Source organism: Streptomyces cavernae (assembly GCF_004023625.1).
GTDB lineage: Bacteria > Actinomycetota > Actinomycetes > Streptomycetales > Streptomycetaceae > Streptomyces > Streptomyces cavernae.
Map to the genome: position 1 here is coordinate 1 of NZ_RPDJ01000049.1, position 23,613 is coordinate 23,613.

General features: G+C 71.3%; 18 protein-coding genes and 1 rRNA gene. 11 read left to right on the top strand and 8 right to left on the bottom strand.

Annotated features, from left to right (window positions below; all coding sequences use genetic code 11):
- Positions 1-116, top strand: a 5S ribosomal RNA gene (gene rrf, locus EF387_RS40465).
- Positions 117-219: 103 nt separating this feature from the next.
- Here rrf and EF387_RS40470 read toward each other — a convergent pair.
- From EF387_RS40470 to EF387_RS40490, 5 genes are read right to left on the bottom strand one after another with little or no spacing between them, the layout of a single operon-like run.
- Entirely contained in the window at positions 220-1,530 is a 1,311-nt protein-coding gene (locus tag EF387_RS40470) for a DUF58 domain-containing protein (protein ID WP_128381604.1), read from the bottom strand.
- A complete protein-coding gene (locus tag EF387_RS40475; RefSeq protein WP_128381640.1) occupies positions 1,530-2,519 on the bottom strand; it encodes an AAA family ATPase in 990 nt (329 codons plus the stop codon). Before EF387_RS40475 ends, EF387_RS40470 begins: the two co-directional genes overlap by 1 nt.
- On the bottom strand, positions 2,519-3,718 hold the full coding sequence (locus EF387_RS40480; RefSeq protein WP_128381605.1) for a DUF4350 domain-containing protein: 1,200 nt from the start codon (positions 3,716-3,718) through the stop codon (positions 2,519-2,521). Before EF387_RS40480 ends, EF387_RS40475 begins: the two co-directional genes overlap by 1 nt.
- Positions 3,715-4,434: a DUF4129 domain-containing protein gene (locus EF387_RS40485; RefSeq protein ID WP_128381606.1), complete on the bottom strand. Its 720-nt coding sequence runs from the start codon at positions 4,432-4,434 to the stop codon at positions 3,715-3,717. The genes EF387_RS40480 and EF387_RS40485 overlap by 4 nt, the downstream gene beginning before the upstream one ends.
- A 4-nt stretch (positions 4,435-4,438) precedes the next feature.
- Positions 4,439-5,797, bottom strand: a complete 1,359-nt coding sequence (locus tag EF387_RS40490; RefSeq protein WP_128381607.1) for a glycerophosphoryl diester phosphodiesterase membrane domain-containing protein — start codon at positions 5,795-5,797, stop codon at positions 4,439-4,441.
- Between the two features lie 162 nt (positions 5,798-5,959).
- Between EF387_RS40490 and mtnA the strand changes: the two genes are divergently transcribed.
- The 7 genes from mtnA to EF387_RS40525 all read left to right on the top strand — a co-directional run bounded on the left by mtnA (position 5,960) and on the right by EF387_RS40525 (position 15,202).
- The gene (gene mtnA / locus EF387_RS40495) at positions 5,960-7,105 is read left to right on the top strand and encodes an S-methyl-5-thioribose-1-phosphate isomerase (RefSeq protein WP_128381608.1); all 1,146 of its coding nucleotides are present in this window, start codon (positions 5,960-5,962) and stop codon (positions 7,103-7,105) included.
- A gap of 8 nt (positions 7,106-7,113) precedes the next feature.
- Positions 7,114-7,803: a two-component system response regulator MtrA gene (mtrA, locus tag EF387_RS40500; protein ID WP_187283109.1), complete on the top strand. Its 690-nt coding sequence runs from the start codon at positions 7,114-7,116 to the stop codon at positions 7,801-7,803.
- 1 nt (position 7,804) lies between these two features.
- Positions 7,805-10,258 carry an MtrAB system histidine kinase MtrB gene (gene mtrB, locus EF387_RS40505; RefSeq protein ID WP_238431978.1) on the top strand — a complete coding sequence of 818 codons (2,454 nt, stop codon included), beginning with the start codon at positions 7,805-7,807 and terminating at the stop codon, positions 10,256-10,258.
- Complete coding sequence (locus EF387_RS40510; protein ID WP_238431979.1) at positions 10,248-12,092, top strand: LpqB family beta-propeller domain-containing protein; 1,845 nt, start codon at positions 10,248-10,250, stop codon at positions 12,090-12,092. Before mtrB ends, EF387_RS40510 begins: the two co-directional genes overlap by 11 nt.
- Positions 12,093-12,225: 133 nt before the next feature.
- On the top strand, positions 12,226-13,239 hold the full coding sequence (locus tag EF387_RS40515) for a ComF family protein (RefSeq protein ID WP_128381609.1): 1,014 nt from the start codon (positions 12,226-12,228) through the stop codon (positions 13,237-13,239).
- A gap of 314 nt (positions 13,240-13,553) precedes the next feature.
- Positions 13,554-14,246, top strand: a complete 693-nt coding sequence (hpf, locus tag EF387_RS40520; RefSeq protein WP_420802684.1) for a ribosome hibernation-promoting factor, HPF/YfiA family — start codon at positions 13,554-13,556, stop codon at positions 14,244-14,246.
- Positions 14,247-14,455: 209 nt separating this feature from the next.
- The gene (locus tag EF387_RS40525) at positions 14,456-15,202 is read left to right on the top strand and encodes a response regulator (protein ID WP_128381611.1); all 747 of its coding nucleotides are present in this window, start codon (positions 14,456-14,458) and stop codon (positions 15,200-15,202) included.
- Positions 15,203-15,264: 62 nt separating this feature from the next.
- Here EF387_RS40525 and EF387_RS40530 read toward each other — a convergent pair whose 3' ends face one another.
- Positions 15,265-16,455 (bottom strand): winged helix-turn-helix domain-containing protein, encoded by a 1,191-nt coding sequence (locus EF387_RS40530; RefSeq protein ID WP_128381612.1) that lies wholly within the window; start codon positions 16,453-16,455, stop codon positions 15,265-15,267.
- Positions 16,456-16,872: 417 nt separating this feature from the next.
- Positions 16,873-17,457, bottom strand: a complete 585-nt coding sequence (locus tag EF387_RS40535) for a GNAT family N-acetyltransferase (protein ID WP_128381613.1) — start codon at positions 17,455-17,457, stop codon at positions 16,873-16,875.
- Between the two features lie 236 nt (positions 17,458-17,693).
- Here EF387_RS40535 and secA point away from each other — a divergent pair, with 236 nt between their 5' ends.
- Positions 17,694-20,510: a preprotein translocase subunit SecA gene (gene secA, locus EF387_RS40540; protein ID WP_128381614.1), complete on the top strand. Its 2,817-nt coding sequence runs from the start codon at positions 17,694-17,696 to the stop codon at positions 20,508-20,510.
- 671 nt (positions 20,511-21,181) lie between these two features.
- Here the strand turns inward: secA and EF387_RS40545 are convergent.
- Entirely contained in the window at positions 21,182-21,841 is a 660-nt protein-coding gene (locus EF387_RS40545; RefSeq protein WP_420802685.1) for an Rv3235 family protein, read from the bottom strand.
- A gap of 275 nt (positions 21,842-22,116) precedes the next feature.
- On the opposite strand from EF387_RS40545, the gene EF387_RS40550 reads away from it, so the two are divergent.
- Entirely contained in the window at positions 22,117-22,632 is a 516-nt protein-coding gene (locus tag EF387_RS40550) for a DUF6912 family protein (protein ID WP_128381615.1), read from the top strand.
- Between the two features lie 159 nt (positions 22,633-22,791).
- The gene (locus EF387_RS40560; RefSeq protein ID WP_128381616.1) at positions 22,792-23,457 is read left to right on the top strand and encodes an HAD family hydrolase; all 666 of its coding nucleotides are present in this window, start codon (positions 22,792-22,794) and stop codon (positions 23,455-23,457) included.
- The last annotated feature ends 156 nt before the right edge of the window (positions 23,458-23,613 follow it).

The following is a 23,613-nucleotide window of genomic DNA, read 5'->3' on the forward strand; positions in this document are numbered from 1 at the left end:
TCGGTGGCCATAGCGTGAGGGAAACGCCCGGTTACATTCCGAACCCGGAAGCTAAGCCTTACAGCGCCGATGGTACTGCAGGGGGGACCCTGTGGGAGAGTAGGACGCCGCCGAACAAATATTGAGAAAGGCCCCGCACCCTTTACGGTGCGGGGCCTTTCTGCGTTTTACCGCCTGCCTTTGCGGCCTTTTCCAGGACCCTCGCGGGCCCTGGCTCGTTCACAGACGTCCTGCGGCCTTCAACGCCAGATACGCGTCCGCCAGTGCCGGCGCCAGATCCTCCGGGGTGGCATCGACGACGGTGACGCCGTGACGGCGGAGCTGCTCGGAGGTGCGTTGGCGTTCCGTCTGGGCCTGCGCCGCGGCAGCGGCTTCATACACGGCATCCGGGGTGCCCCTGGCCGTCGCCATACGGGCGATGTGGGGATCGGCGACGGAGGCCAGCAGCACCGTATGGCGTTGCGTGAGCCGGGCCAGTACGGGCAGCAGGCCCTCCTCCACGGGAGCTGCGTCGAGGGTTGTGAGCAACACGATCAAGGAGCGGCGCGGAGCCGTGCGGAGTGCTGTGGCGGTGAGGCCGCGGGCATCCGTCTCGACGAGTGCCGGCTCGAGCGGTGCCATCGCATTGACCAGGGAAGGCAGGACGTCGCCCGCCGCGCGGCCCTGGACCCGGGCTCGTACACGGCGGTCGTAGGCCAGCAGGTCCACGCGGTCGCCGGCCCGGGAGGCGAGGGCGGCCAGGAGCAGGGCCGCGTCCATGGAGGCGTCGAGGCGGGGGATGTCACCGACCCGTCCGGCCGACGTTCGGCCGGTGTCCAGGACGAGGAGGATGTGCCGATCGCGTTCCGGGCGCCAGGTGCGGACGGCCACCGATGACTGGCGGGCGGTGGCGCGCCAGTCGATCGAGCGGGTGTCGTCACCCGGGACGTACTCGCGGAGACTGTCGAACTCGGTGCCCTCGCCGCGGGTGAGGACACTGGTGCGCCCGTCGAGTTCGCGGAGGCGCGCCAGCTTGGAGGGGAGGTGCTTGCGGCTGGTGAACGGCGGCAGGACGCGTACCGTCCAGGGGACCTTGTGGGTGCCTTGCCTGGCGAACAGGCCGAGTGGGCCGAAGGAGCGGATGGTGACGCGGTCCGCCTCCCGGTCGCCGCGGCGGGTGGGGCGCAGCCGGGTCGTGACGCGTCGGCGTTCCCCGGGCGGAACGGTGAGGCGGTGGCGGGAGGCCACGACTTCGGTGCCGGGCTGCCAGCTGCTCGGCGGCCAGGCGTCGCGGAGGTGAGCCCTCAGCGGTCGGGTGGTGGGGTTGGCGACGGTGAGCGTGACGTCCGCGGCTTCGCCGAGGCGTACGGAGGTGTCGCCGGAGCGGGTCAGGCCGAGACGGCGCACGGGCGCGGCCAGCGCGACGTCGCAGGCGCAGGCCAGAGCCAGCGGTGCGTTCACGGCGAGGATGCCCGTCCAACTGGGTTCCCAGATGCCGACGGGGAGGGTGCCGAGTGCCGCGAGGAGCGCGGCGCGTCCGGTGAATGCCATCAGCGGGGTACAGGGACGTGGGCGAGGATCGCGTTGATGACGGAGTCGGCCGTGACGCCCTCCATCTCCGCTTCGGCCCGCAGCTGCACGCGGTGACGGAGCGTCGGCAGGGCGAGGTTCTTCACGTCGTCGGGGATGACGTAGTCACGGCCCGTCAGCCAGGCCCAGGCGCGGGACGTCGCGAGGAGCGCCGTGGCGCCGCGCGGTGAGACACCCAGGCTGAGGGACGGGGACTCACGGGTGGCGCGGCAGATGTCGACGACGTAGCCGGTGATCTCGGGAGAGACGGTGGTCTTGGCGACGGCGGCGCGGGCGGCCTCGAGGTCGGCCGGGCCGGCCACGGGGCGCAGGCCGGCGGCGCGCAGGTCTCGCGGGTTGAAGCCTTCCGCGTGACGGGTGAGGACGTCGATCTCGTGCTGGCGAGACGGCAGAGGGATCGTCAGTTTGAGGAGGAACCGGTCCAGTTGGGCCTCGGGGAGGGGGTATGTGCCCTCGTACTCGACCGGGTTCTGGGTCGCGGCGACGAGGAACGGCTCGGGGAGCGGTCGCGGGGTGCCGTCGACGGTGACCTGGCGTTCCTCCATGGCTTCGAGGAGGGACGACTGGGTCTTGGGCGGGGTGCGGTTGATTTCGTCGGCGAGGAGCAGGTTGGTGAAGACCGGGCCGGGCTGGAAGGAGAACTCGGCGGTGCGGGCGTCGTAGACGAGGGAGCCGGTGATGTCGCTCGGCATCAGGTCCGGGGTGAACTGGACGCGCTTGGTCTGGAGTTCGAGTGCGGATGCGAGGGCGCGGACGAGCAACGTCTTGGCAACCCCGGGGACTCCTTCCAGCAGTACGTGTCCGCGGCAGAGGAGGGCGACGACGAGACCGGTGACTGCGGCGTCCTGGCCGACCACGGCTTTGGCGATCTCGGTGCGCAGGGCTTCCAGGGCGGTGTGGGCGGTGCCCGGATCCCCGGAATGTCCGGCGTTGTCAGTGGTCGGGTCCATCATGAACGGCGTACCTCTCCTTCGAGGGCGTCGAGTTGGTCGGCGAGGGCGATCAGTGCCGCGTCGTCGTGGGGCGGCGGTCCGAAGAGGAGGGAGTGCAGAGCTTGTCCGTCCTGGTGGCCGGTGAGTCCGGCGGGCAGGGCGGGCAGCAGGGCCTCGGGCGCGTGTGCCTGGGCCGGGGGGACGCCGACGAGGGGGGCGAGACGGGTGCGGGTGGTGGAGCGCAGGGCCGCTGCGGCGCGGTCGCGGGCGGTGGCCTTGCGATAGAGGCGGGCGCGGCCTTCGACGGTTTCGGAGGCGCGGATCGCCACGGGAAGCCGTTCGGGTACGAGGGGACCGAGGCGGCGTGCCCGCCAGAGGGCGACCAGGGCGACGGCGATGGTGAGTTGGAGGGTGCCCCAGAGCCAGCCGGACGGGATGAGGTCGAAGAAGCTGCGGTCGCCGGAGCCGGTGACGGCCGAGTCGGAGAGCGTGGGGAGGTACCAGACCAGATGGGGGCGGGAGCCGAGCAGTTGGAGGGCGAGCGAGGCGTTGCCCTCCTCCTCGAGGCGGTTGTTGAGCAGGATGTCGGGTGCGCCGAGCAGTACGGTGTCGCCGCCCTCGGAGGCGTCGGGGATCCGCACCAGGGTGGGCAGCCCGTCGCTGGGGTAGCAGGTGTCGGCGCCCGGGGCGCTGGTGCGGTAGCGGATGCCGCCGGTGTCGGCCCGGCCGGCGCGCTCGGCGGCGGGCAGCGAACAGCCCGGGGAGAGCGTGGAGTTGAAGCTCGTCGTGGGGTCGGCGGTGACTCCGGGCGCGAGGGTGCTGATGGACGGGGGGCCGGGCGCGACGAGGACGGTGCGGCCGCCGGAGCGGCGGGTCGCCGTGTGGAGGAGGGACTGCTGACGGTCGGTCAGCAGGTCGGGTACGGCGACCAGGAGGGTGCTGTCGGGGCCGGCGGCGGCGCGCGCCTCGTCGACGGTGGTGACCACGCGTGTGGACACGCCCCGGTCGCCGAGGAGTTCGGCGACGGCGCGGCTGCCGTAGGGGTCGGCGGAGCGCGGGTCGAGGTTGCCGTGCTGGGCGCCGGAGCGGACCACGGCGATGACGACGGCGGCGGCCAGCAGGAACACGAGGGCGAGCAGGAGGCCGCGGGTGCGGGTCCACAGCAGGCGGGCGGTGGGCGAGACCGAGGTGGTCGGGAGCGTGGCCTCCGTGGTCATTCGGCGGCTCCCTGGCGGGAGTTGTGGGCCGTGCTGTGGGCGTTGGCGGTCACGAGCACGGGTTTGGTGCGTTCCAGGTCGCGGTCGAGATCGGTGAGGCGTTGGTATGTGGCTTCGGTGGAGGTGCGGCCACCGTATGTGACGTCGTCGAAATCCCGGGCGGCGGCGCGTAGTCGGTCGGTGTGCGCGGGCAGTGAGCGGCCCGCTTCGGCGGCGGCCTCGTCGGCGGTGCGGCCTGGGCGTGGGTCGAGGAGGGCCCGTTCTTCGAGGGAGCGCACGATGGCGCGCATGCGTTCCTGGACGGCCTGGTTCCAGTGGCCCTGGGCCGCGTGGGCTTCGGCGGCTGAGCGGTGCTCCGCGGCGGTGCGCGGCCGGTCGTCGAAGAGCGGGGCGGCCGAGGTGGGGGTGCGGCGGGGGGTGCCCATGCGCCACCACAGGGCGGCCAGGACCGCGATGACGGCCAGCGCGATCACGACGAGGCCGAAGGTGCCGCCGGGGGCGGCGCCCGAAGCGGCCGTGAACAGCTTGTCGACCCAGTCCCAGAACGCGTCGAGGGCGCGTTGGAAGAGGCTGGGGTCGTTCTCGTGGTACATCCGCTTGGACAGTTCACGTCTGGCGGCCTCCCGCGCGGGGTCGCGCGGGATCGTCACCGGCGGTTCGTCGCCGGAGCGCAGCAGCGCCGGAAGCGCCGAGCGGACTCCCCCCGTCACCCCCACCCCGTCAGCCCCCCGCGGTGGTGCCGGGGGCTCCGCCGTAGCCCTGGATACCGGCGGCGCGGGCCAGGTCGAGGTCGAGTGCCTCGCGGCGGATGCGCTGGTCGATGTAGAGCAGCACGGTGACGCCGGCGTTGATGGGGAACGTGAGCATGGACCCGACCACCGAGCCGATCCCGCTGACGATGAGGAAGGTCCATCCGACGTTGCCGGTGCCGCTGGAGAGGAAGCCGGTCATGGTGTCACCGCTGAGCGCGGCGGCGGCGAAGGTGAAGGGGATGACGATGATCGACGCCACCACGTTCGCGATGATCGCCGCGAGCAGCTGGATGCCGCAGACCCGCCACCAGGAGCCGCGGACGAGTTTGGCGGAGCGGGCCATCGACTTGAAGACGCCCTGTTTTTCCAGCATCAGGGCGGGCGATGCGAGCGAGAAGCGGATCATCAGCCAGACGGCGACGATGAAGGTGACGAGGGCGCCGAGGACGGCGATGGGTACGCCCGCGTCGCCGTTGCCGGCGACGGCGATGATCACGCCGGGAACGGCGCCGACGCCGACGATCAGCCCGGCGATGAGCGGCAGCAGCAGGGTCAGGCCGAACAGCCCGGGCAGTTGTGGCCGCGCGTCGCGCCAGGCCTCGGCGGTGGTGACCGATCTGCCGAGCACGGCGCGGCTGGTCACGGTCGTGAGGAGGGCCGTGGCCACGATGGTGCCGAGCAGGGTGATCAGCAGGACGACGGCCGAGCTGACCAGGGTGCTGCCGAGGGCTCGGGAGACCTCCTCGAAGGAGGCGCTCGGGTCGTTGAGGGTGTCCACGGTGCCCGTGTCGTTCAGGACGAGGCCCTGGAGCAGGATGACGGCGATCTGCGTGACGACGGCGACGGTCAGCGAGATGCCGAGGACGGTGCGCCAGTGGGTGCGCATGGTGGAGACGGCGCCGTCGAGGATCTCGCCGACGCCGAGGGGGCGCAGGGGGATCACACCGGGCTTGGCCGCGGGCGGGGGACCGCCCCAGGGGCCGCCCCAGCCGGCGGTACCGCCGGGTCCGCCGTAACCGCCGCCCCAGCCCCCGGGGCCGCCGCCCTGACCGCCGGGTGCGCCGTAACCGCCGCCGGGACCTCCGTAGCCGCCCGGGGGTTGGCTTCCCCAGCCCGGGCCGGGGGGAGGCGGCGGGGCCTGGCCGGGGCCTTGAGGGCCCGGCGCGGACCACTGGCTGGGCGGGGGCTGCTCCTTGGACCACTTCGACGGGGGCTCGCCCTGGCCCGTGCCCGGCTGGTCGGACGGCTGAGTGGGACCGGGGCTGTCCGGTTCCTGTCCGTCGGACGGGGCAGATCCGGGCGAGGCCCAGCCCGGAGTGTCGTTCATCGTCGCTCCTTCACGGTGCCCGTCCGCGGTCGCGGCGGCAGGTTGGCTGCCATCGTGCCACGGTGTGCCGGTGGAGTGACCGGCCGCCGTAGGGCGTATGGACTGCACACCTTTGGCCTGCACTCCTTCAATTGTCCGCCCGGCACGGGGCAGACTGGTCGAATGGCTGATCAGTACGCGCAAGCCCGCGACGACAGTGCGCCGGCGGAGACTCCCGCGATCCGTTGGGACGAGCCTCCCGAAGGGCCGGTGCTGGTCCTTCTCGACCAGACGAGGCTGCCGGCGGAGGAGGTGGAGCTGGTGTGCACGGACGCACCGGCGCTGGTGGAGGCGATCCGTACGCTCGCGGTCCGCGGTGCGCCGTTGCTGGGGATCGCCGGGGCGTACGGGGTGGCGCTGGCGGCCGCGCGGGGGTTCGACGTGGATGACGCCGCGCGGGCGCTGGAGCATGCCAGGCCGACCGCTGTGAACCTCTCCGTGGGGGTGCGCAGGGCGCGGGCTGCGTACCGGGCGGCGATCGCCGGGGGTGCCGGGCCGCAGCGGGCGGCCGAGGCCGCGCTGGCCGCGGCGCGGGCGCTGCACCGGGAGGACGCGGAGGCGAGCGCGCGGATGGCCGCGCACGGGCTGGCGCTGCTCGACGAGCTGCTGCCGGGTGGTGGGCACCGGGTGCTCACGCACTGCAACACCGGGGCGCTGGTGTCCGGTGGTGAGGGCACGGCCTTCGCGGTGGCGCTGGCGGCGCACCGGAACGGGCGGCTGCGCAGACTGTGGGTGGATGAGACGCGGCCGTTGCTGCAGGGTGCCCGGCTGACGGCGTACGAGGCGGCGCGCGGCGGGATGCCGTACACGCTGCTGACGGACAACGCGGCGGGTTCGTTGTTCGCGGCGGGTGAGGTGGACGCCGTGCTGGTGGGGGCGGACCGGATCGCGGCCGACGGTTCGGTGGCGAACAAGGTGGGGACGTATCCGCTCGCGGTGCTGGCCCGGTACCACCATGTGCCGTTCGTGGTGGTGGCTCCGGTGACGACGGTGGATCCGGACACCCCGGACGGTTCGGCCATCGAGGTCGAGCAGCGGGCCGGTCATGAGGTGACCGACATCGCGGTGCCGCAGGCGCCGGTGGTGGGCCCGGAAGCGGGCGCAGGGATTCCCGTGGCACCGCTGGGGACCCAGGCGTACAACCCGGCGTTCGACGTGACGCCGCCGGAACTGGTGACCGCGATTGTCACAGAAGAAGGTGTTGTGTCTCCGGTGACTGCCGAGGCTCTCGAGGAGCTGTGTGCCAGTTCACGCCAAGTAACGATTTAGCTAATGGGATGATGTCGTTTATGAAGGGACGAGTCCTTGTCGTCGATGACGACACCGCACTTGCCGAGATGTTGGGCATCGTGCTGCGTGGTGAAGGTTTCGAGCCGTCTTTCGTGGCCGACGGCGACAAGGCGCTGGCTGCATTCCGGGAGGCCAAACCCGATCTGGTGCTGCTGGACCTGATGTTGCCCGGCCGGGACGGCATCGAGGTGTGCCGGCTGATCCGGGCCGAGTCCGGGGTGCCGATCGTGATGCTCACCGCCAAGAGCGACACCGTCGACGTGGTCGTCGGCCTGGAGTCGGGGGCGGATGACTACATCGTCAAGCCGTTCAAGCCGAAGGAGCTGGTGGCCCGGATCCGGGCGCGGCTGCGCAGGTCCGAGGAGCCGGCGCCGGAGCAGCTCGCCATCGGCGATCTGGTGATCGACGTGGCCGGTCATTCGGTGAAGCGGGACGGTCAGTCGATCGCGCTGACGCCGCTGGAGTTCGATCTGCTGGTGGCGCTGGCACGCAAGCCGTGGCAGGTGTTCACCCGTGAGGTGCTGCTCGAGCAGGTGTGGGGCTATCGGCACGCCGCGGACACCCGGCTGGTGAACGTGCATGTGCAGCGGCTGCGCTCGAAGGTCGAGAAGGACCCGGAGCGGCCGGAGATCGTGGTGACCGTACGTGGCGTCGGTTACAAGGCGGGACCGAGCTGACGTGACCCGGGACAGTGCCGCTTCGGCGCCCGGCCGGCCCGGGGACCGCGCGGGGCGGCCTGTCGGCCGTGAGACGACAGGCTCGCGCTGGGCGCGGTTCCTGGACGGCGGGCTGCTGCAGGGCGGGGTGCAGGGCAGCCCCGTCCTGAGGCTCTTCGTGCGCTGGGCGCGGCGGCCCGTGCTGCCGGTCGTGCGGCTGTGGCGGCGCAACATCCAGCTCAAGGTCGTCGTCACCACGCTGCTGATGTCGCTGGGCGTGGTCCTGCTGCTGGGCATCGTGGTGATCGGCCAGGTGCGCAACGGTCTGCTGGACGCCAAAGTGAAGGCCTCGCAGAGTCAGGCCACCGGCGGGTTCGCGGTGGCCAAGCAGCGGGCGGACGACGATGCCGTCTCCCGCGGCGGCGATGCCGCGGGCGAGGACGGGCCGCCGTCGCGGAACGTGAGTGTCTGGCTGAACGACCTCGTGTCCTCGCTGTCCAGTGGCGGCCAGGGTGCGTTCGACGTGGTGACGCTGAGCTCCGTCGCGGCCGAGGACAACAGCGGCAATCGCGGGCCGCGTGCTTCGGGTGGCGTGGACGCGGTGGCGAGCGTGCCGGAGGATCTGCGCCGCCGGATCGACCGGAGCATCGTGCCCGCACAGAGTTACACCCGCGTCTTCTACAAGGACGACGAGAAGGCCTCCCAGCCGGCGCTGGTCATCGGCAAGAAGGTCAATGACCCGCACAGCAACCCCTACCAGCTGTACTACATCTTCCCGCTCACCCAGGAGGAGAAGTCGCTCAGCCTGGTGAAGGGCACGTTGGCGACGGCGGGGTTGTTCGTGGTGGTGCTGCTCGGGGCCATCGCCTGGCTCGTGGTGCGCCAGGTCGTCACGCCGGTGCGGATGGCCGCGGGGATCGCGGAGCGGCTGTCCGCGGGGCATCTGCAGGAGCGGATGAAGGTCACCGGGGAGGACGACATCGCCCGGCTCGGTGAGGCCTTCAACAAGATGGCGCAGAACCTCCAGCTGAAGATCCAGCAGTTGGAGGAGCTGTCGCGGATGCAGCGGCGGTTCGTGTCGGACGTGTCGCACGAGCTGCGCACACCGCTGACGACCGTGCGGATGGCCGCCGACGTCATCCATGAGGCGCGCGAGGACTTCGATCCGGTGACCGCGCGTTCCGCGGAGCTGCTGGCCGACCAGCTCGACCGTTTCGAGTCGCTGCTCGCGGATCTGCTGGAGATCAGCCGGTTCGACGCGGGCGCGGCCGCGCTGGAGGCCGAGCCGATAGACATCAGGGAAGTCGTACGACGGGTGGTCAGCGGCGCCGAGCCGCTCGCCGAGCGCAAGGGCACGACCATTCGCGTCGTCGGCGACCAGCAGCCGGTCGTGGCCGAGGCGGACGCCCGGCGCGTGGAGCGGGTGCTGCGCAATCTCGTCGTCAACGCCGTGGAGCACGGCGAGGGCAAGGACGTCATCGTCAAGCTCGCCGCGGCGGGTGGTGCGGTCGCGGTCGCCGTGCGCGACTACGGTGTGGGGCTCAAGCCGGGCGAGGCCACCCGGGTGTTCAGCCGTTTCTGGCGGGCGGACCCGGCACGCGCGCGTACCACGGGCGGGACGGGGCTCGGTCTGTCCATCGCCCTGGAGGACGCGCGGCTGCACGGCGGCTGGCTGCAGGCGTGGGGTGAGCCGGGCGGCGGTTCGCAGTTCCGGCTGACGCTGCCGCGGACGGCGGACGAGCCGCTGCGAGGTTCGCCGATACCCCTGGAGCCCAAGGACTCGCGGCGCAACCGCGGCCTCAACGACGCCGGTCTGCCGCTCGGCGGGTCGGACAAGGTCGCGACGGTGCCGGCGTCGTCGATCGCGGGCCGGGGGGTTCCGCCGTTGCTGCCGCCGACGGCCGGGCCGGTCGATCCGGCGGCGCTGCCGGGCAACGGGGCACGCGTGGTGCCGCGTTCGGTGACCCGGCCGGCGAGTGGCACGTCCGAGCCGTCCACGGCCGAGTCCGGACCCTCCGCGGCCCGGACCGCCCCGAGCGGGCAGCCGGGCGGGCCGGAGCGGGCCGAATCGGCCACTTCGCGAGACGACGGTGGCGGAGACGGAGACGGCGGGGCGTCGCCCGGACCGGCCGGACGCGGCGAACCCGACGGACTTGGGCAACCCGCCGGACGGGGCGAACTCGCCGGACGGGGCGAACTCGCCGGACGGGGCGAACTCGCCGGACGGGGCGAACTCGCCGGACGGGGCGAACTCGCCGGACGGGGCGAACCCGCCGGACGGGGCGAACCCGCCGGACGGGGCGAACCCGCCGGACCCGTCGGGCCGGATGGCCGGGGGCCGGCCGCCGAAAGCGGGGGGACCCGTGGGAGAGGGCAGGAGTCGTCGGACGTGGCGGCGGAATCGACCGGGAACGGCCGTGTGACCGGCGCGGAGCCGGAGCAGGTGAAGCAAGGGGAGGCATTCCGTGGGCGCTGAACAGGGCCGCCGTCGGCGAACCCTGCGCGCGGCGGCGTACATCGGCTGCGGCGCCCTGTTGTTGGGCGGATGCGCGTCGATGCCCGACAACGGTGATCTGCGCGACGTCGACGCCTCGCAGCGGCCGGACCCGCAGGTGCGGGTCGTCGCGGTACCGCCGCGCGACAAGGCGGGCCCGACGGAGATCGTGCAGGGTTTCCTGGAGGCGCTGGTCAGCGACGAGCCGCGGTACGAGACGGCACGCAAGTACCTGACGAAGAAGGCCTCGGCCGGCTGGCGTCCGGACGACTCCGTCACGGTGCTCGCGGACGGGCCGAACACCGTGGCGCAGCCGGGGGGTGCCCGCGACGGCGACAACGAGAACACCTACGAACTCCGGGGCACCAAGGTCGCGCGGGTGGACGCGCAGAACGCGTACTCACCGGACGACAGCTCCTACAAGCAGGCGGTGCACCTCAGCCTGCAGGACGTGCCCGGAATGAGCGGCAAGCAGTGGCGGATCGATGTGGTGCCCCAGGGTGTGGTGATGGGGAAGTCCGACTTCGAGCGCATCTATGTGTCGGTCAACAAGTACTACTTCACCTCCGACACCACGGACGCCACGAGCGGGCAGCTGGCCACCGTCGCCGACCCCGTCTATGTGCGTGATCAGGTGGACCCGTTGACGGAGATGGTCCGCTCGCTGCTGGAGGGGCCCACGAAGTGGCTGCGGCCGGTGGCACGCTCCAGCTTCCCCGAGGGCACCACGCTGAAGAGCGGCGTCACCTCGCTGACCCCTGATGACCAGGGCAAGCTGAAGGTGCAGCTGAACTCGAAGGCGGACGGCGTCGTCTCGCGCAAGTGCGACCGGATGGCGGCCCAGCTGCTGTTCACCCTGCAGAACCTCACGCCCACCGGGGTCGACGAGGTGGAACTGCAGCGCTCGAACGGCACCCAGCTGTGCGTGCTCACCAACGAGCGGGCCGCGGTCATCGCGTCCCACGGCACGGGCAGGGAACCCAACTACCAGTACTTCCTCGACCCCAAGGGCCAGCTCGTCCGGGTCCCGGGCGGCGGCAACGACACCGATCCCGAGCCGGTGCCGGGCGCACTGGGCGAGGGCAGCAAGCCGCTGCGGTCGGCGGCGGTCGCGCTGGACGAGGACAGTGCCGCCGGCGTGTCCGTCGACGGGCACGAGCTGTACGTGGGGTCGCTGGTGTCGGGGAGTTCCCTGGGCGAACCGGTGCTGGAAAGCAAGTCCAAGTCGGAGAAGGACGGCCTGGCGACGCCCAGCTGGGACGTGCGCGGTGATCTGTGGGTGGCCGACCGGGATCCCGAGGATCCCCGGCTGTTGCTGCTGGAGAAGGGCGCCGGGGAGCCGATACAGGTCCGCACGCCGGGGCTCGAGGGACGCGTCCAGGCCGTGCGGGTGGCCGCGGACGGCATTCGGATCGCACTGATCGTGAACGACGGTGGCAGGACCTCGTTGCAGATCGGGCGGATCCAGCGGCAGACCTCCCAGACGGGTGGGAGCCCAGTGGTCACCGTTCACGATCCGCGGCCCGCGGCACCGCATATGGAGGAGGTCACGGCCATGTCCTGGGCGGGGGACAGCCGTCTGGTCGTGGTCGGGCGCGAGTCCGGCGGGGTCCAGCAGATGCGGTACGTGCAGTGCGACGGCTCCACGCCGGACACCCAGCCGCCGTCCGCTCTCACGGGGGTGAAGGAGATCGCCGCGTCCGATGACGAGGGCATGCCGCTGGTGGCGCACTCGGAGGACGGGATCGTACGGCTGTCCTCCGGAGCGCAGTGGCAGAAGATGGTCGACGGGACGGCGCCGGTCTACCCGGGGTGAGTGGTCCGCTCTGGGTCGGCGCACCGCTCCGTCACCCGTGTGGGGGATGACCTGCCGCCGGTGCCCGGAGTTGTCCACAGGCGGTTTTCCACAGGCCTGGCCGGGCCGCCCGCGTGTTGGCACAGTGGTGCGCATGCGGGGGTGGTGGCGGGACCTCACCGACCTGGTCCTGCCGGCCGAGTGCTCGGGCTGCGGAGAGCCGCGCACGGCGCTGTGCACGCGATGCCGTGGCGCGTTGTACGGCGCCGCGCCGCGCCGGGCGCGACCGGCACCGGGGGCGACGGGCCTGCCCACGGTTCATGCGGCCGCCGTGTACGAGGACGAGGTGCGGGCGATCGTGCTTGCGCACAAGGAACGGGGGGTACTGGGTCTGGCGCGGCCGCTGGGGCGTGCGCTGGCGGGCGCGGTCTGGGCCGGTGTATGCGCGGAGCCCGGACGGACGGCAGGGGACTGGCCGGCGCAGGGCATGGTGGCGCACCGGACCGCACACGACATGGTGCTGGAGGGGACGGCGCAGGACACGATGCCGAAGGGGACGGTGCACAGCCGGACGGCGCGGGGCCGGGCCGCGCCGCTGGTGCTCGTGCCGGTGCCCTCGGCGCGCAGTGCCGTACGGGCCCGGGGGCACGACCCGGTGCGCCGGATCGCGCTCTGTGCGGCGGGGGAGCTCCGGCGGGCCGGAGTGGCGGCCCGGGTGCTCGGGGTGCTGCGGCAGCGCCGGCTCGTCGCCGACCAGGCGGGGCTCGACGCAGGACAGCGACTGGCGAACCTCGCGGGTGCCCTTGAGGTGCCGGCCGGAGCCGGTCGGCTGCTGGCCGACGGTGGGCGGATCGTCGTGGTCGACGACGTGATGACGACCGGGGCCTCGCTGGCGGAGGCCGTGCGGGCGGTGCGTGCCGTATTCACCGATCGGGGCGCGGACGGCGGTACGGGATGGCGCCGGGACACGGGTTCTTACGCCGGTGCCGATACCTACGGCGAAGTAACCGGATGCGCGGCTCGGGAAGGGACGGTAGAAGCGGCCGGACTGTGGGAAGGTCGGACAGCAGCGAACGCTGCAAATGCGGAGGTGAACGGCCTCGGGGACCAGATCGGAGCAGCCGTGGTCGCCGCCCCGCCGGATTCTTCGGAAATGAATCGGAACTGACTACGAACTTGCGTCGTTGCAGGTAGCGAGAGGGTCAATTCACCTGAACGGAGGTACGCCGCAGTAGAGGGTGACGACATCCGTCCGGGCGAGATATGTTCGGTTGTGAGGGAAAGGCGCAGGCCGTACCTCGCAAATCGGAATGCCGTGCCATGGGTTTCTGCAATCACCCGGGCCGGCGGGGTGGAGATCTTGCCCATGGGGGAGGAGGAGGTGGAAGTCACCGAGTCCGAGGCTCCGGGGCGTACCGGGGCCTGGTGCACAAGGGAGATGCTCCGCCGTCGAAGCGGAGCGATCCGGGAACGGAGTTCTGCGTGGACATCGTCGTCAAGGGCCGCAAGACCGAGGTGCCGGAGCGGTTCCGTAAGCACGTGGCCGAGAAGCTGAAGCTGGAGAAGATCCAGAGGCTCGACGCCAAGGTGATCAGCCTCGACGTCGAGGTGTCCAAGGAGCCCAACCCCCGACAGGCCGACCGCTCAGACCGAGTGGAGATCACGCTCCGCTCCCGCGGTCCGGTGATCCGGGCGGAGGCCGCGGCCAGCGATCCGTACGCGGCGCTCGACTTGGCGACCGACAAGCTGGAGGCGCGACTGCGCAGGCAGCACGACAAACGGCACACCCGGCGCGGCGCCCGCAGGCTCACGGCCGCGGAGGTCGCCGACCACGTACCGGACGCGGCGACGCTGAACGGCAACGGGAAAGCGGTCCGGGAGGAGGAGCCGGACGGCGTTCCGACGAGGAGGATCGGCTCGCTCGAAGTGAAAGGCGAAGGCCCCCTCGTAGTCCGTGAGAAGACACATGTCGCATCCCCGATGACCCTCGACCAGGCCCTCTACGAGATGGAGCTGGTCGGACACGACTTCTATCTGTTCATCGACTCCGAGACCAAGGAACCGAGTGTCGTCTACCGGCGGCACGCCTATGACTACGGCGTGATTCACCTCAGTACGGACCCGATGGTCGCCCAGGCGCAGTCACCCGGCGGGGGCGGCGCACTCGGCGGCTGACGACCTCTTCGATGACCGCTGGACCGGTGCCCCTGGAGTGCGCGTGCGCCCCCAGGGGCACCGGCGTGCGACCACTTCTCGTGGCGCTCTGTCACCATGGCGACGGCCAGGCATGGAATCATGGCCGCACCGGCCCCAACCGGCGGGCCACCGCTCCGCGTTGGGTGCGGCACGCGACCCAGGGCCGACGGCCTTCAGGGGGAGGAACGATGGCGGACAGCTTCGGACCGATGCATGACGAGGATGCCGACGACGGCGTCGTCGGCATGGGCCCGGACGCGGGCTCCCCGCGCAAGGAGCCCATCAGGGTCCTCGTCGTGGACGACCACGCCCTCTTCCGCCGGGGCCTGGAGATCGTGCTCGCCGCCGAGGAGGACATCCAGGTCGTGGGCGAGGCCGGAGACGGGGCCGAGGCGGTCGACAAGGCGGCCGACCTGCTGCCCGACATCGTGCTGATGGATGTGCGGATGCCCAAACGCGGTGGGATCGAGGCGTGCACCTCCATCAAGGAAGTCGCCCCCAGCGCCAAGATCATCATGCTGACGATCAGTGACGAGGAGGCTGATCTCTACGACGCGATCAAGGCGGGTGCGACCGGTTATCTCCTGAAGGAGATCTCCACCGACGAAGTGGCCACCGCGATTCGCGCCGTGGCCGACGGGCAGTCGCAGATCAGCCCTTCCATGGCGTCGAAGCTGCTCACCGAATTCAAGTCGATGATCCAGCGCACGGACGAGCGCCGGCTCGTGCCGGCGCCCCGGCTCACCGACCGTGAACTCGAAGTCCTCAAGCTGGTGGCCACCGGGATGAACAACCGCGATATCGCCAAGGAGTTGTTCATCTCGGAGAACACCGTGAAGAACCACGTGCGCAACATCCTGGAGAAACTGCAACTGCACTCCAGGATGGAGGCCGTTGTGTACGCGATGCGGGAGAAGATCCTCGAAATCCGGTAGGGATCGGCCGGGGTAGGGGGACAGCCGAGGGGCACCAGCCGAAGGGCATCAGTCGAGCGGCCTCAGGCGAGGGCCAGGGCCAATTCCCTTGTGAGGGGCTCACGGAGCTCCGGTGGGTCCACCCGGTCCACGCGTACGGCCGTGCAGTCCACCCAGCCCGCCGCCTCCACCAGGGCCCGGGCCACCGCCGGAGCGGACTTGGCGCCGTCCAGAGTCACCTGCTTCGCCACCAGGGTGCGGCCCTCACGGGCCGGGTCCACGCGGCCGACCAGCCGGCCACCGGCCAGGACGGGCATCGCGAAGTAGCCGTACACCCGCTTCGGCTTGGGGACGTAGGCCTCCAGGCGGTGGGTGAAGCCGAACATCCGCTCCGTACGCGCCCGTTCCCAGATCAGCGAGTCGAACGGCGACAGCAGCGTCGTACGGTGTCGGCCGCGCGGGGGAGACGCCAGTGCCGCCGGATCGGCCCAGGCGGGCTTGCCCCAGCCCTCGACCGTCACCGGAACCAGGCCCGAGTCCGCGATCACCGCGTCCACCTGTTCGCCCTTGAGCCGGTGGTAGTCGGCGATGTCCGCGCGGGTGCCGACACCCAGTGACCGGCCGGCGAGCAGGACCAGTCGGCGCAGACACTCCGTGTCGTCCAGTTCGTCGTGGAGCAGTGTCTCGGGGACGGCGCGCTCGGCGAGGTCGTACACCCGCTTCCAGCCGCGCCGTTCGACGCACACCACCTCGCCGTGCATCAGCGCGCGTTCGACGGCCACCTTCGCACCCGACCAGTCCCACCACTCGCTGGTCCGCTTCGCACCGCCCAACTCCGTGGCGGTGAGCGGGCCCTCGGCGCGCAACTGCTTGATCACCTGCTCGTACGCGCCGTCCGGCAGCTCGTGGTTCCAGTGCGGACGGGCACGGTAGGCGCGGCGGCGGAAGGCGAAGTGGGGCCACTCCTCGATGGGGAGGATGCACGCGGCATGCGACCAGTACTCGAAGGCGTGCGGGGCTCCGCCGGGGCCCGGTGTCCAGTATGCGCGGTCCACCGTGGCGCGGCCCACCGCGCCCAGGCGGGCGTAGGGGACGAGTTCGTGGGAGCGGGCCAGGACCGAGATCGTGTCGAGCTGGACCGCACCCAGGTGTCGCAGGACTCCACGCACACCGCCCTTGCGGTCGGGAGCGCCCAGGAAGCCCTGCGCCCGCAGCGCTATGCGGCGGGCCTCGTCGGCGGAGAGTTCGGTGGTCGGCGGCGGGAGACTCGTCATGGCCGCACGATAGGCGGTGGCACTGACAACGCGGTGTGAACTGCGCTTTGGCCGCCCGCATTCCGGCCGCCCCGCGTCCGGCCCCCGGCGGGGTGCGCGCCCGGCATTCCGGCCCGCCCGGCGTCCGGTCGTCCCGTGTCGGGGTTTCCGCCCGCATTCCGGCCGCCCCGCGTCCGGCCCCCGGCGGGGTGCCGGCCCGGCATTCCGGCCCGCCCGGCGTCCGGTCGTCCCGTGTCGGGGTTTCCGCCCGCATTCCGGCCGCCCCGCGTCCGGCCCCCGGCGGGGTGCGCGCCCGGCATTCCGGCCCGCCCGGCGTCCGGTCGTCCCGTGTCGGGGTTTCCGCCCGCGCCCGGCCGCCCCGGCGGCAGGGCGCTCGCCCGCGGCAGGGTGCCCGCCCCGTGTCGGAGTGCGGGGCTGCTACCGGCGGGCCGGCAGGTACGGTGCCGTGGATGGCAGACCCAGATCGGACGGGAGCAGCGAGCCCACCCAGCAGTCGCGGCGTACGCCCTTGTTGTTGATGCCGGAGCGCAGGACGCCCTCCACGGTGAAGCCCGCGCGTTCGGCCACCGCGCGGGAGCCTTGGTTGCCCACCTCGGCCAGCCACTCCACCCGGTCCAGGCCGACCTCGGTGAACGCCCAGCGCGCGGCGAGGACCGCGGCCTCGGTCACGTAGCCGTTGCCCCGGTGTTCCTTCGCCGCCCAGAAGCCGATCTCACCGGTCCCCAGGGAGCGCATGGAGATGCCCAGCATCGCCACCAGGTCGCCGCCGCGGGCAGTGCCGTCGTGGAGGAAGACGCCGAAGTTCAGCATGGAGCCGTCGGCCCAGCCGTCCGGGGCCAGTTGCCCGGTGAAGCTCTCCGCGTGCTCGCGCAGATAGGGCGACGGGATGGTGGTCCAGCGCTGGATGTCCGGATCCTGGCAGGCGTCGTACACGGCGTCGGCGTCGGACGGATCCACGGTGCGCAGCAGCAGCCGCCGGGAGGTGAGGGTTACGGGTTCCATCGCCTGATTCTCCTCGGGGGCCCGACTGGGGTGCCATCCGTTTGGCGCTCCGTGAGAGGACGATTACATTTCGCGGCCGGAACGCGGCACCAACCGTGAGGCCCGTCCGTTCTCCTATTGACTGTCGTGCGGGCGCATCTCCCGGCGTGCCGGGGTCCTCGCTTACGATGGCCGTTGCTCAGTAAGTCAAAGGAAACCGACCGTCCCAGGCCCGACCGCCAAGGAGACCAACCCCCGTGTCCGTCCTCTCGAAGATCATGCGTGCAGGCGAAGGCAAGATCCTGCGCAAGCTGCACCGCATCGCGGACCAGGTCAACTCCATCGAAGAGGACTTCGTCGACCTCTCCGACGCCGAGCTGCGGGCCCTCACCGATGAGTACAAGCAGCGGTACGCAGACGGCGAGAGCCTCGACGACCTGCTTCCCGAGGCGTTCGCGACCGTGCGCGAGGCGGCCAAACGCGTGCTCGGCCAGCGGCACTACGACGTGCAGATCATGGGCGGTGCCGCGCTCCACCTCGGCTATGTCGCCGAGATGAAGACCGGTGAGGGCAAGACGCTGGTCGGCACGCTGCCCGCGTATCTGAACGCCCTCTCGGGTGACGGCGTCCACCTGATCACGGTCAACGACTACCTGGCCGAGCGCGACTCGGAGATGATGGGCCGCGTCCACCGGTTCCTCGGCCTGAGCGTGGGCTGCATCCTCGCGAACATGACGCCGTCCCAGCGCCGCGACCAGTACAACTGCGACATCACGTACGGCACGAACAACGAGTTCGGTTTCGACTACCTGCGCGACAACATGGCCTGGTCGAAGGACGAACTGGTCCAGCGGGGCCACAACTTCGCGATCGTCGACGAGGTCGACTCCATCCTCGTCGACGAGGCGCGTACGCCGCTGATCATCTCCGGCCCGGCCGACCAGGCCACCAAGTGGTACGGCGACTTCGCCAAGCTGGTCACCCGTCTGAAGCGGGGCGAGCCCGGCAACCCCCTCAAGGGCATCGAGGAGACCGGCGACTACGAGGTCGACGAGAAGAAGCGCACCGTCGCCATCCACGAGTCCGGTGTCACCAAGGTCGAGGACTGGCTGGGCATCGACAACCTGTACGAGTCGGTGAACACCCCGCTGGTGGGTTATCTGAACAACGCCATCAAGGCCAAGGAGCTCTTCAAGAAGGACAAGGACTACGTCGTCCTGGACGGCGAAGTCATGATCGTCGACGAGCACACCGGCCGTATCCTCGCCGGCCGCCGCTACAACGAGGGCATGCACCAGGCGATCGAGGCGAAGGAAGGGGTTGACATCAAGGACGAGAACCAGACCCTCGCCACGATCACCCTGCAGAACTTCTTCCGCCTCTACAAGAAGCTGTCCGGCATGACCGGTACGGCGATGACCGAGGCCGCCGAGTTCCACCAGATCTACAAGCTCGGCGTCGTCCCGATCCCGACCAACAAGCCGATGATCCGCAAGGACCAGTCGGACCTGATCTACCGCACCGAGGTCGCGAAGTTCGAGGCGGTGGTCGACGACATCGCCGAGAAGCACGAGAAGGGCCAGCCGATCCTCGTCGGTACGACGTCGGTCGAGAAGTCCGAGTACCTCTCGCAGCAGCTGAGCAAGCGCGGCATCCAGCACGAGGTGCTCAACGCCAAGCAGCACGACCGTGAGGCGACGATCGTCGCCCAGGCCGGCCGCAAGGGCGCCGTCACCGTGGCGACCAACATGGCCGGCCGTGGTACGGACATCAAGCTCGGCGGCAACCCCGAGGATCTCGCCGAGGCGGAGCTGCGTCAGCGCGGCCTCGACCCCGAGGAGCACATCGAGGAGTGGGCCCACGCCCTGCCCGCCGCCCTGGAGAAGGCCGAGCAGGCGGTCAAGGCCGAGAAGGACGAGGTCGAGTCGCTCGGCGGGCTCTACGTGCTCGGCACCGAGCGGCACGAGTCGCGGCGTATCGACAACCAGCTGCGCGGTCGTTCCGGACGTCAGGGCGACCCCGGCGAGTCCCGCTTCTACCTCTCGCTCGGCGACGACCTGATGCGGCTGTTCAAGGCGCAGATGGTCGAGCGCGTGATGTCCATGGCCAACGTGCCCGACGACGTGCCGATCGAGAACCGCATGGTCACGAAGGCGATCGCCTCCGCCCAGTCGCAGGTCGAGACGCAGAACTTCGAGACACGCAAGAACGTCCTGAAGTACGACGAGGTGCTCAACCGGCAGCGTGAGGTCATCTACGGCGAGCGCCGCCGTGTGCTGGAGGGCGAGGACCTGCAGGAGCAGATCCAGCACTTCATGGACGACACGATCGACGCGTACATCGCGGCCGAGACCGCGGAGGGCTTCGCCGAGGAGTGGGACCTGGACCGGCTGTGGGGCGCCTTCAAGCAGCTCTACCCGGTGCGGGTGACCATCGAGGAGCTGGAGGAGGCGGCCGGTGACCGGGCCGGTCTGACGGCCGAGTTCATCGCGGAGTCGATCAAGGACGACATCCACGAGCAGTACCAGGCCCGTGAGGCGCAGCTCGGCTCGGAGATCATGCGTGAGCTGGAGCGCCGCGTGGTGCTGTCCGTGCTGGACCGCAAGTGGCGCGAGCACCTCTACGAGATGGACTACCTCCAGGAGGGCATCGGCCTGCGCGCGATGGCGCAGAAGGACCCGCTGGTCGAGTACCAGCGCGAGGGCTTCGACATGTTCACCGCCATGATGGACGGCATCAAGGAGGAGTCCGTCGGCTATCTGTTCAACCTGGAGGTCCAGGTCGAGCAGCAGGTCGAGGAGGTCCCGGTTGAGGACGCCAAGCCCGTGCTGGAGAAGAAGGAAGACACCGTGCCGGCGCAGGCCAGCGTCCGGCCGGAGATCCGCGCCAAGGGTCTCGAGGCACCGCGCCGCCCGGACCGCCTGCACTTCTCCGCGCCGAAGGTGGACGGCGAGGGTGACATCGTCGAGGGCGACTTCGACAACGGCGGCGAGCGGGTGCGGTCCGAGGCCGATGGGCTCACCCGTGCGGAGCGGCGCAAGCAGCAGAAGAGCCGGGGGCGGCGCAAGAAGTAGCGCTGCGCTCGCTTGAGCGGATTCGAGGGGCCGGGCGCCTTGGGCGCCCGGCCCTTCGCGTGCCGCGTGCCGCGTGCCGCGTGCCGGCCCGACCGGACGGGGTCGGGACTCGGCGGACGGCTCGCCGGACTCCGCTGCACACGGCTGTCCCGGAGGCGGGAGCCGCCGTGCGCGGAGGCCTGCGGGTTGCTCCGTGCGGCGGTTCGCGTGCCGGCGGGCTGCTTTGGGTGGCCCGTCGGGTGGTCGCGGTGTGGCCTGGCGTGGCCGGCCCGCCCGAGAGGACTGGCTGTTCCTGGGGAGTCTCCTGCTCGTCGGCGAAGGGTTTGCTCCGTTCGGCGTGGCATGGTCGTGGTGCTCTGTGTGTCCGTCGGGTGGTCGCGGTCTGGTCTGTGCGGTCCGTGGGGTGGTCGCGGTTTGGTCCGTGTGGTCCGTCGGGTGGTCGCTGTGTGTGCCTCGCGTGGCCGTGGTTTGCTCCATGCGGCTTCGCGTGGTCGGGGTTGCTTCGTTGTGGCCCTTCTCGTGCCCTCAGGTTTGCTCCCTCCGGCCCTGGTGGGCCTCCTGGGGGTTGTCGCTCAGGCCGGCCGTTGTCGGCCTTGTGAGGCCTTGTCGGCCTCGTCGTCGAGCGTCGGACGGCTTGTGCGTGTCCGCAGGTGCTGGACGTCTGATCGGCCTCAGTCGTCCTTCGGGCGCGGCATGCGTTCGCCGCCGAGTTCCACCGCTGTGCAGCGCCAGCGCAGGTCCTGGCCGCGTTCCAGGCGGAAGGCCATGGCGCGCAGGCGGTCCCCCGCCGCGATGCGGGCGAAGACCTCCAGGGCGCCCTTGCGGGGGACGTAGTAGCCGATGTCGTGGACGACCGGGCGGGCGCCGTGGGTGCGCAGCGGGCTGCGCTCCGCCAGCCAGGCCAGCTCGTCGTAGGCGCGGCCCACGGTGTGGCGGAGCATGCAGTGGACGGGGCGCTGACCGCTGAGGACCGCCAGGAGGCGCTCGGCGAAGACGTCGGTGGGGCGGGCGGGGACGGGTGGGGCGGTCGCGGGCGCCGCTCCTGCCCCACCGACCGGGGCTGCGTCCGCGGTCGCGGACGACGGCGGGGCCGGGGACGCCGCTGGGCCTGCGGCTGGGGCGGGGGCCGAGGGCAAGGCCGGGGCCGAGGACCGGGCCGGGGTTCGGCGGGACGGGCCCGGGCGTCGAGGGTCGCGGCGGTTCGGCGGGCGGGTGCCCGCGCCCGGTGCGCCGGCTGTCGGCCGTGGGCGGGGATTCGTCCTGGTCATGACCTTGTTCATGGTGGTGTGGCCCCGTGTCTCGCCCGGTTCTCTACCGGGAAGTAACTTCATGTCGGGGATCTTGTACGAGGCGGGAGGCGCGGAATGCAAGGACCTCGGGGACGCGGGGAAGCGCGGTGGGGGTTCACCTATCAGGGTGGTCCGCTGGAGTGGAATCGTTGGGGGACCTGGGCGGGGGTGGGTGACAACCGGGCGTGGGGTGGACGGTGCCCGGGGGTGTGGGTACGGGCCCGATGGGGGACCTCCCGCACGTATCCTGAAGGCCCTCTCGACCACTGAAGGCCCTCTTCGGACCAGAAGGCTCTCGACGACGAAAGCGATCGGTCATGCGCGTGTACGTTCCCCTGACCCTCCCCGGGCTCGCCGAGGCGTACAAGGCCGGAGAGATCGGTCCGGCACCGCTGGTCGCCTACGCCGTCACGCCCGGTATGCGCGAGTGGTACCTGTCCGACGACATCGAGGAACTCGAGTACGCGGCGCTGAGCCGGGCCGCGCTGGCGTCGCTTCGACTGCTCGCGGCGGAGACCGGGGCGGTGCGGCGCAGGGTCGTGGTCGCCGTCGACGTACCCGACGGGACGGCCGTAGCCGACCCCGACCGCGGGCTCGACCCGGCAGCACTCGGCGAGGTACGGGTCGCCGGGCCGATCGCGCTGGCCAAGGCCGCGGCGGTGCACATCGACGCGGACGACGCGGAGCAGGACGTGGCCGCGGCGGTGGCGGCACTGCCGGCGGCGGACGCGGGCGACGACGACGCGCAGTTCACCGTGGACGGCGCCGAGGACCATGAACTGCTGTGGTACGCCACGCAGGAGATTCCCAACCTGGTTGAGCGCGGGGACTGAGCGGCTCCCTGCCGCTGCCGCCGACGCTGGAACCGCCGTTGCCATTACCGCTGCCGCTGCCGCTGCCGCTGCCGCTGGCACTGCCGTTACCGCTGCCCCGCCCGCTCCGGTCCGGATGCCCCGACTGGACTGTCGGTGGTGGTGGGTACCGTCTCTGTCATGGGGAAGCACGGAGCAGCGCACATCGTGTGGGACTGGAACGGGACCCTGTTCCACGACACGGACGCGATCATCGGCGCCACCAACGCGGCCTTCGCGGAACTCGGGATCGCGCAGATCACCCTGCAGCAGTACCGGGAGCTCTACTGCGTGCCGGTGCCGAAGTTCTACGAGCGGTTGATGGGCCGACTGCCCACGGACGCCGAGTGGGAGCAGATGGACTCGGTGTTCCACCGGTACTACGCGGAGCACCGGGTGGCCTGCGGGCTCACCGCCGGTGTGCCGGCGTTGCTCGCCAGGTGGCGGTCGGAGGGGCGGAGCCAATCGCTGCTGAGCATGTACGTGCATGACGAACTGATCCCGCTGGTGCGCGGGTTCGGGATCGAACGGCACTTCGTCCGGGTGGACGGGCGGACGGGACCGTCCGGGGGGAGCAAGGCGGAGCACATGGTGCGGCACATACGCGAGATCGCCGGGGTGGTGCCCGGGCGCACGGTGGTGATCGGTGACGCCGCCGATGACGCGGTGGCGGCACGGCGGGTCGGGGCGCGGGCCGTGCTCTACACAGGGGGGTCGCACAGCCGGGCCAGTCTGGAGGTGGTGGGTGTGCCGGTCGTGGACAGCCTGGAGGAGGCCGTGGAGGAGGCCGAGCGGTTGGTGGCCTGAGCTGCGGCGCTGCTCGGGCCGGGGGCCGGCTGATCGGGCCGGGGGCGTTGCCCCGGCTGGCGCGCTGCCGGTGTGCGGCGCTGCTCGGGCTGGCGCGCTTCTGGCATACGCGCTGCTCGGGCTGGCGCGCTGCCGGTGTGCGGAACTGCTCCGGCT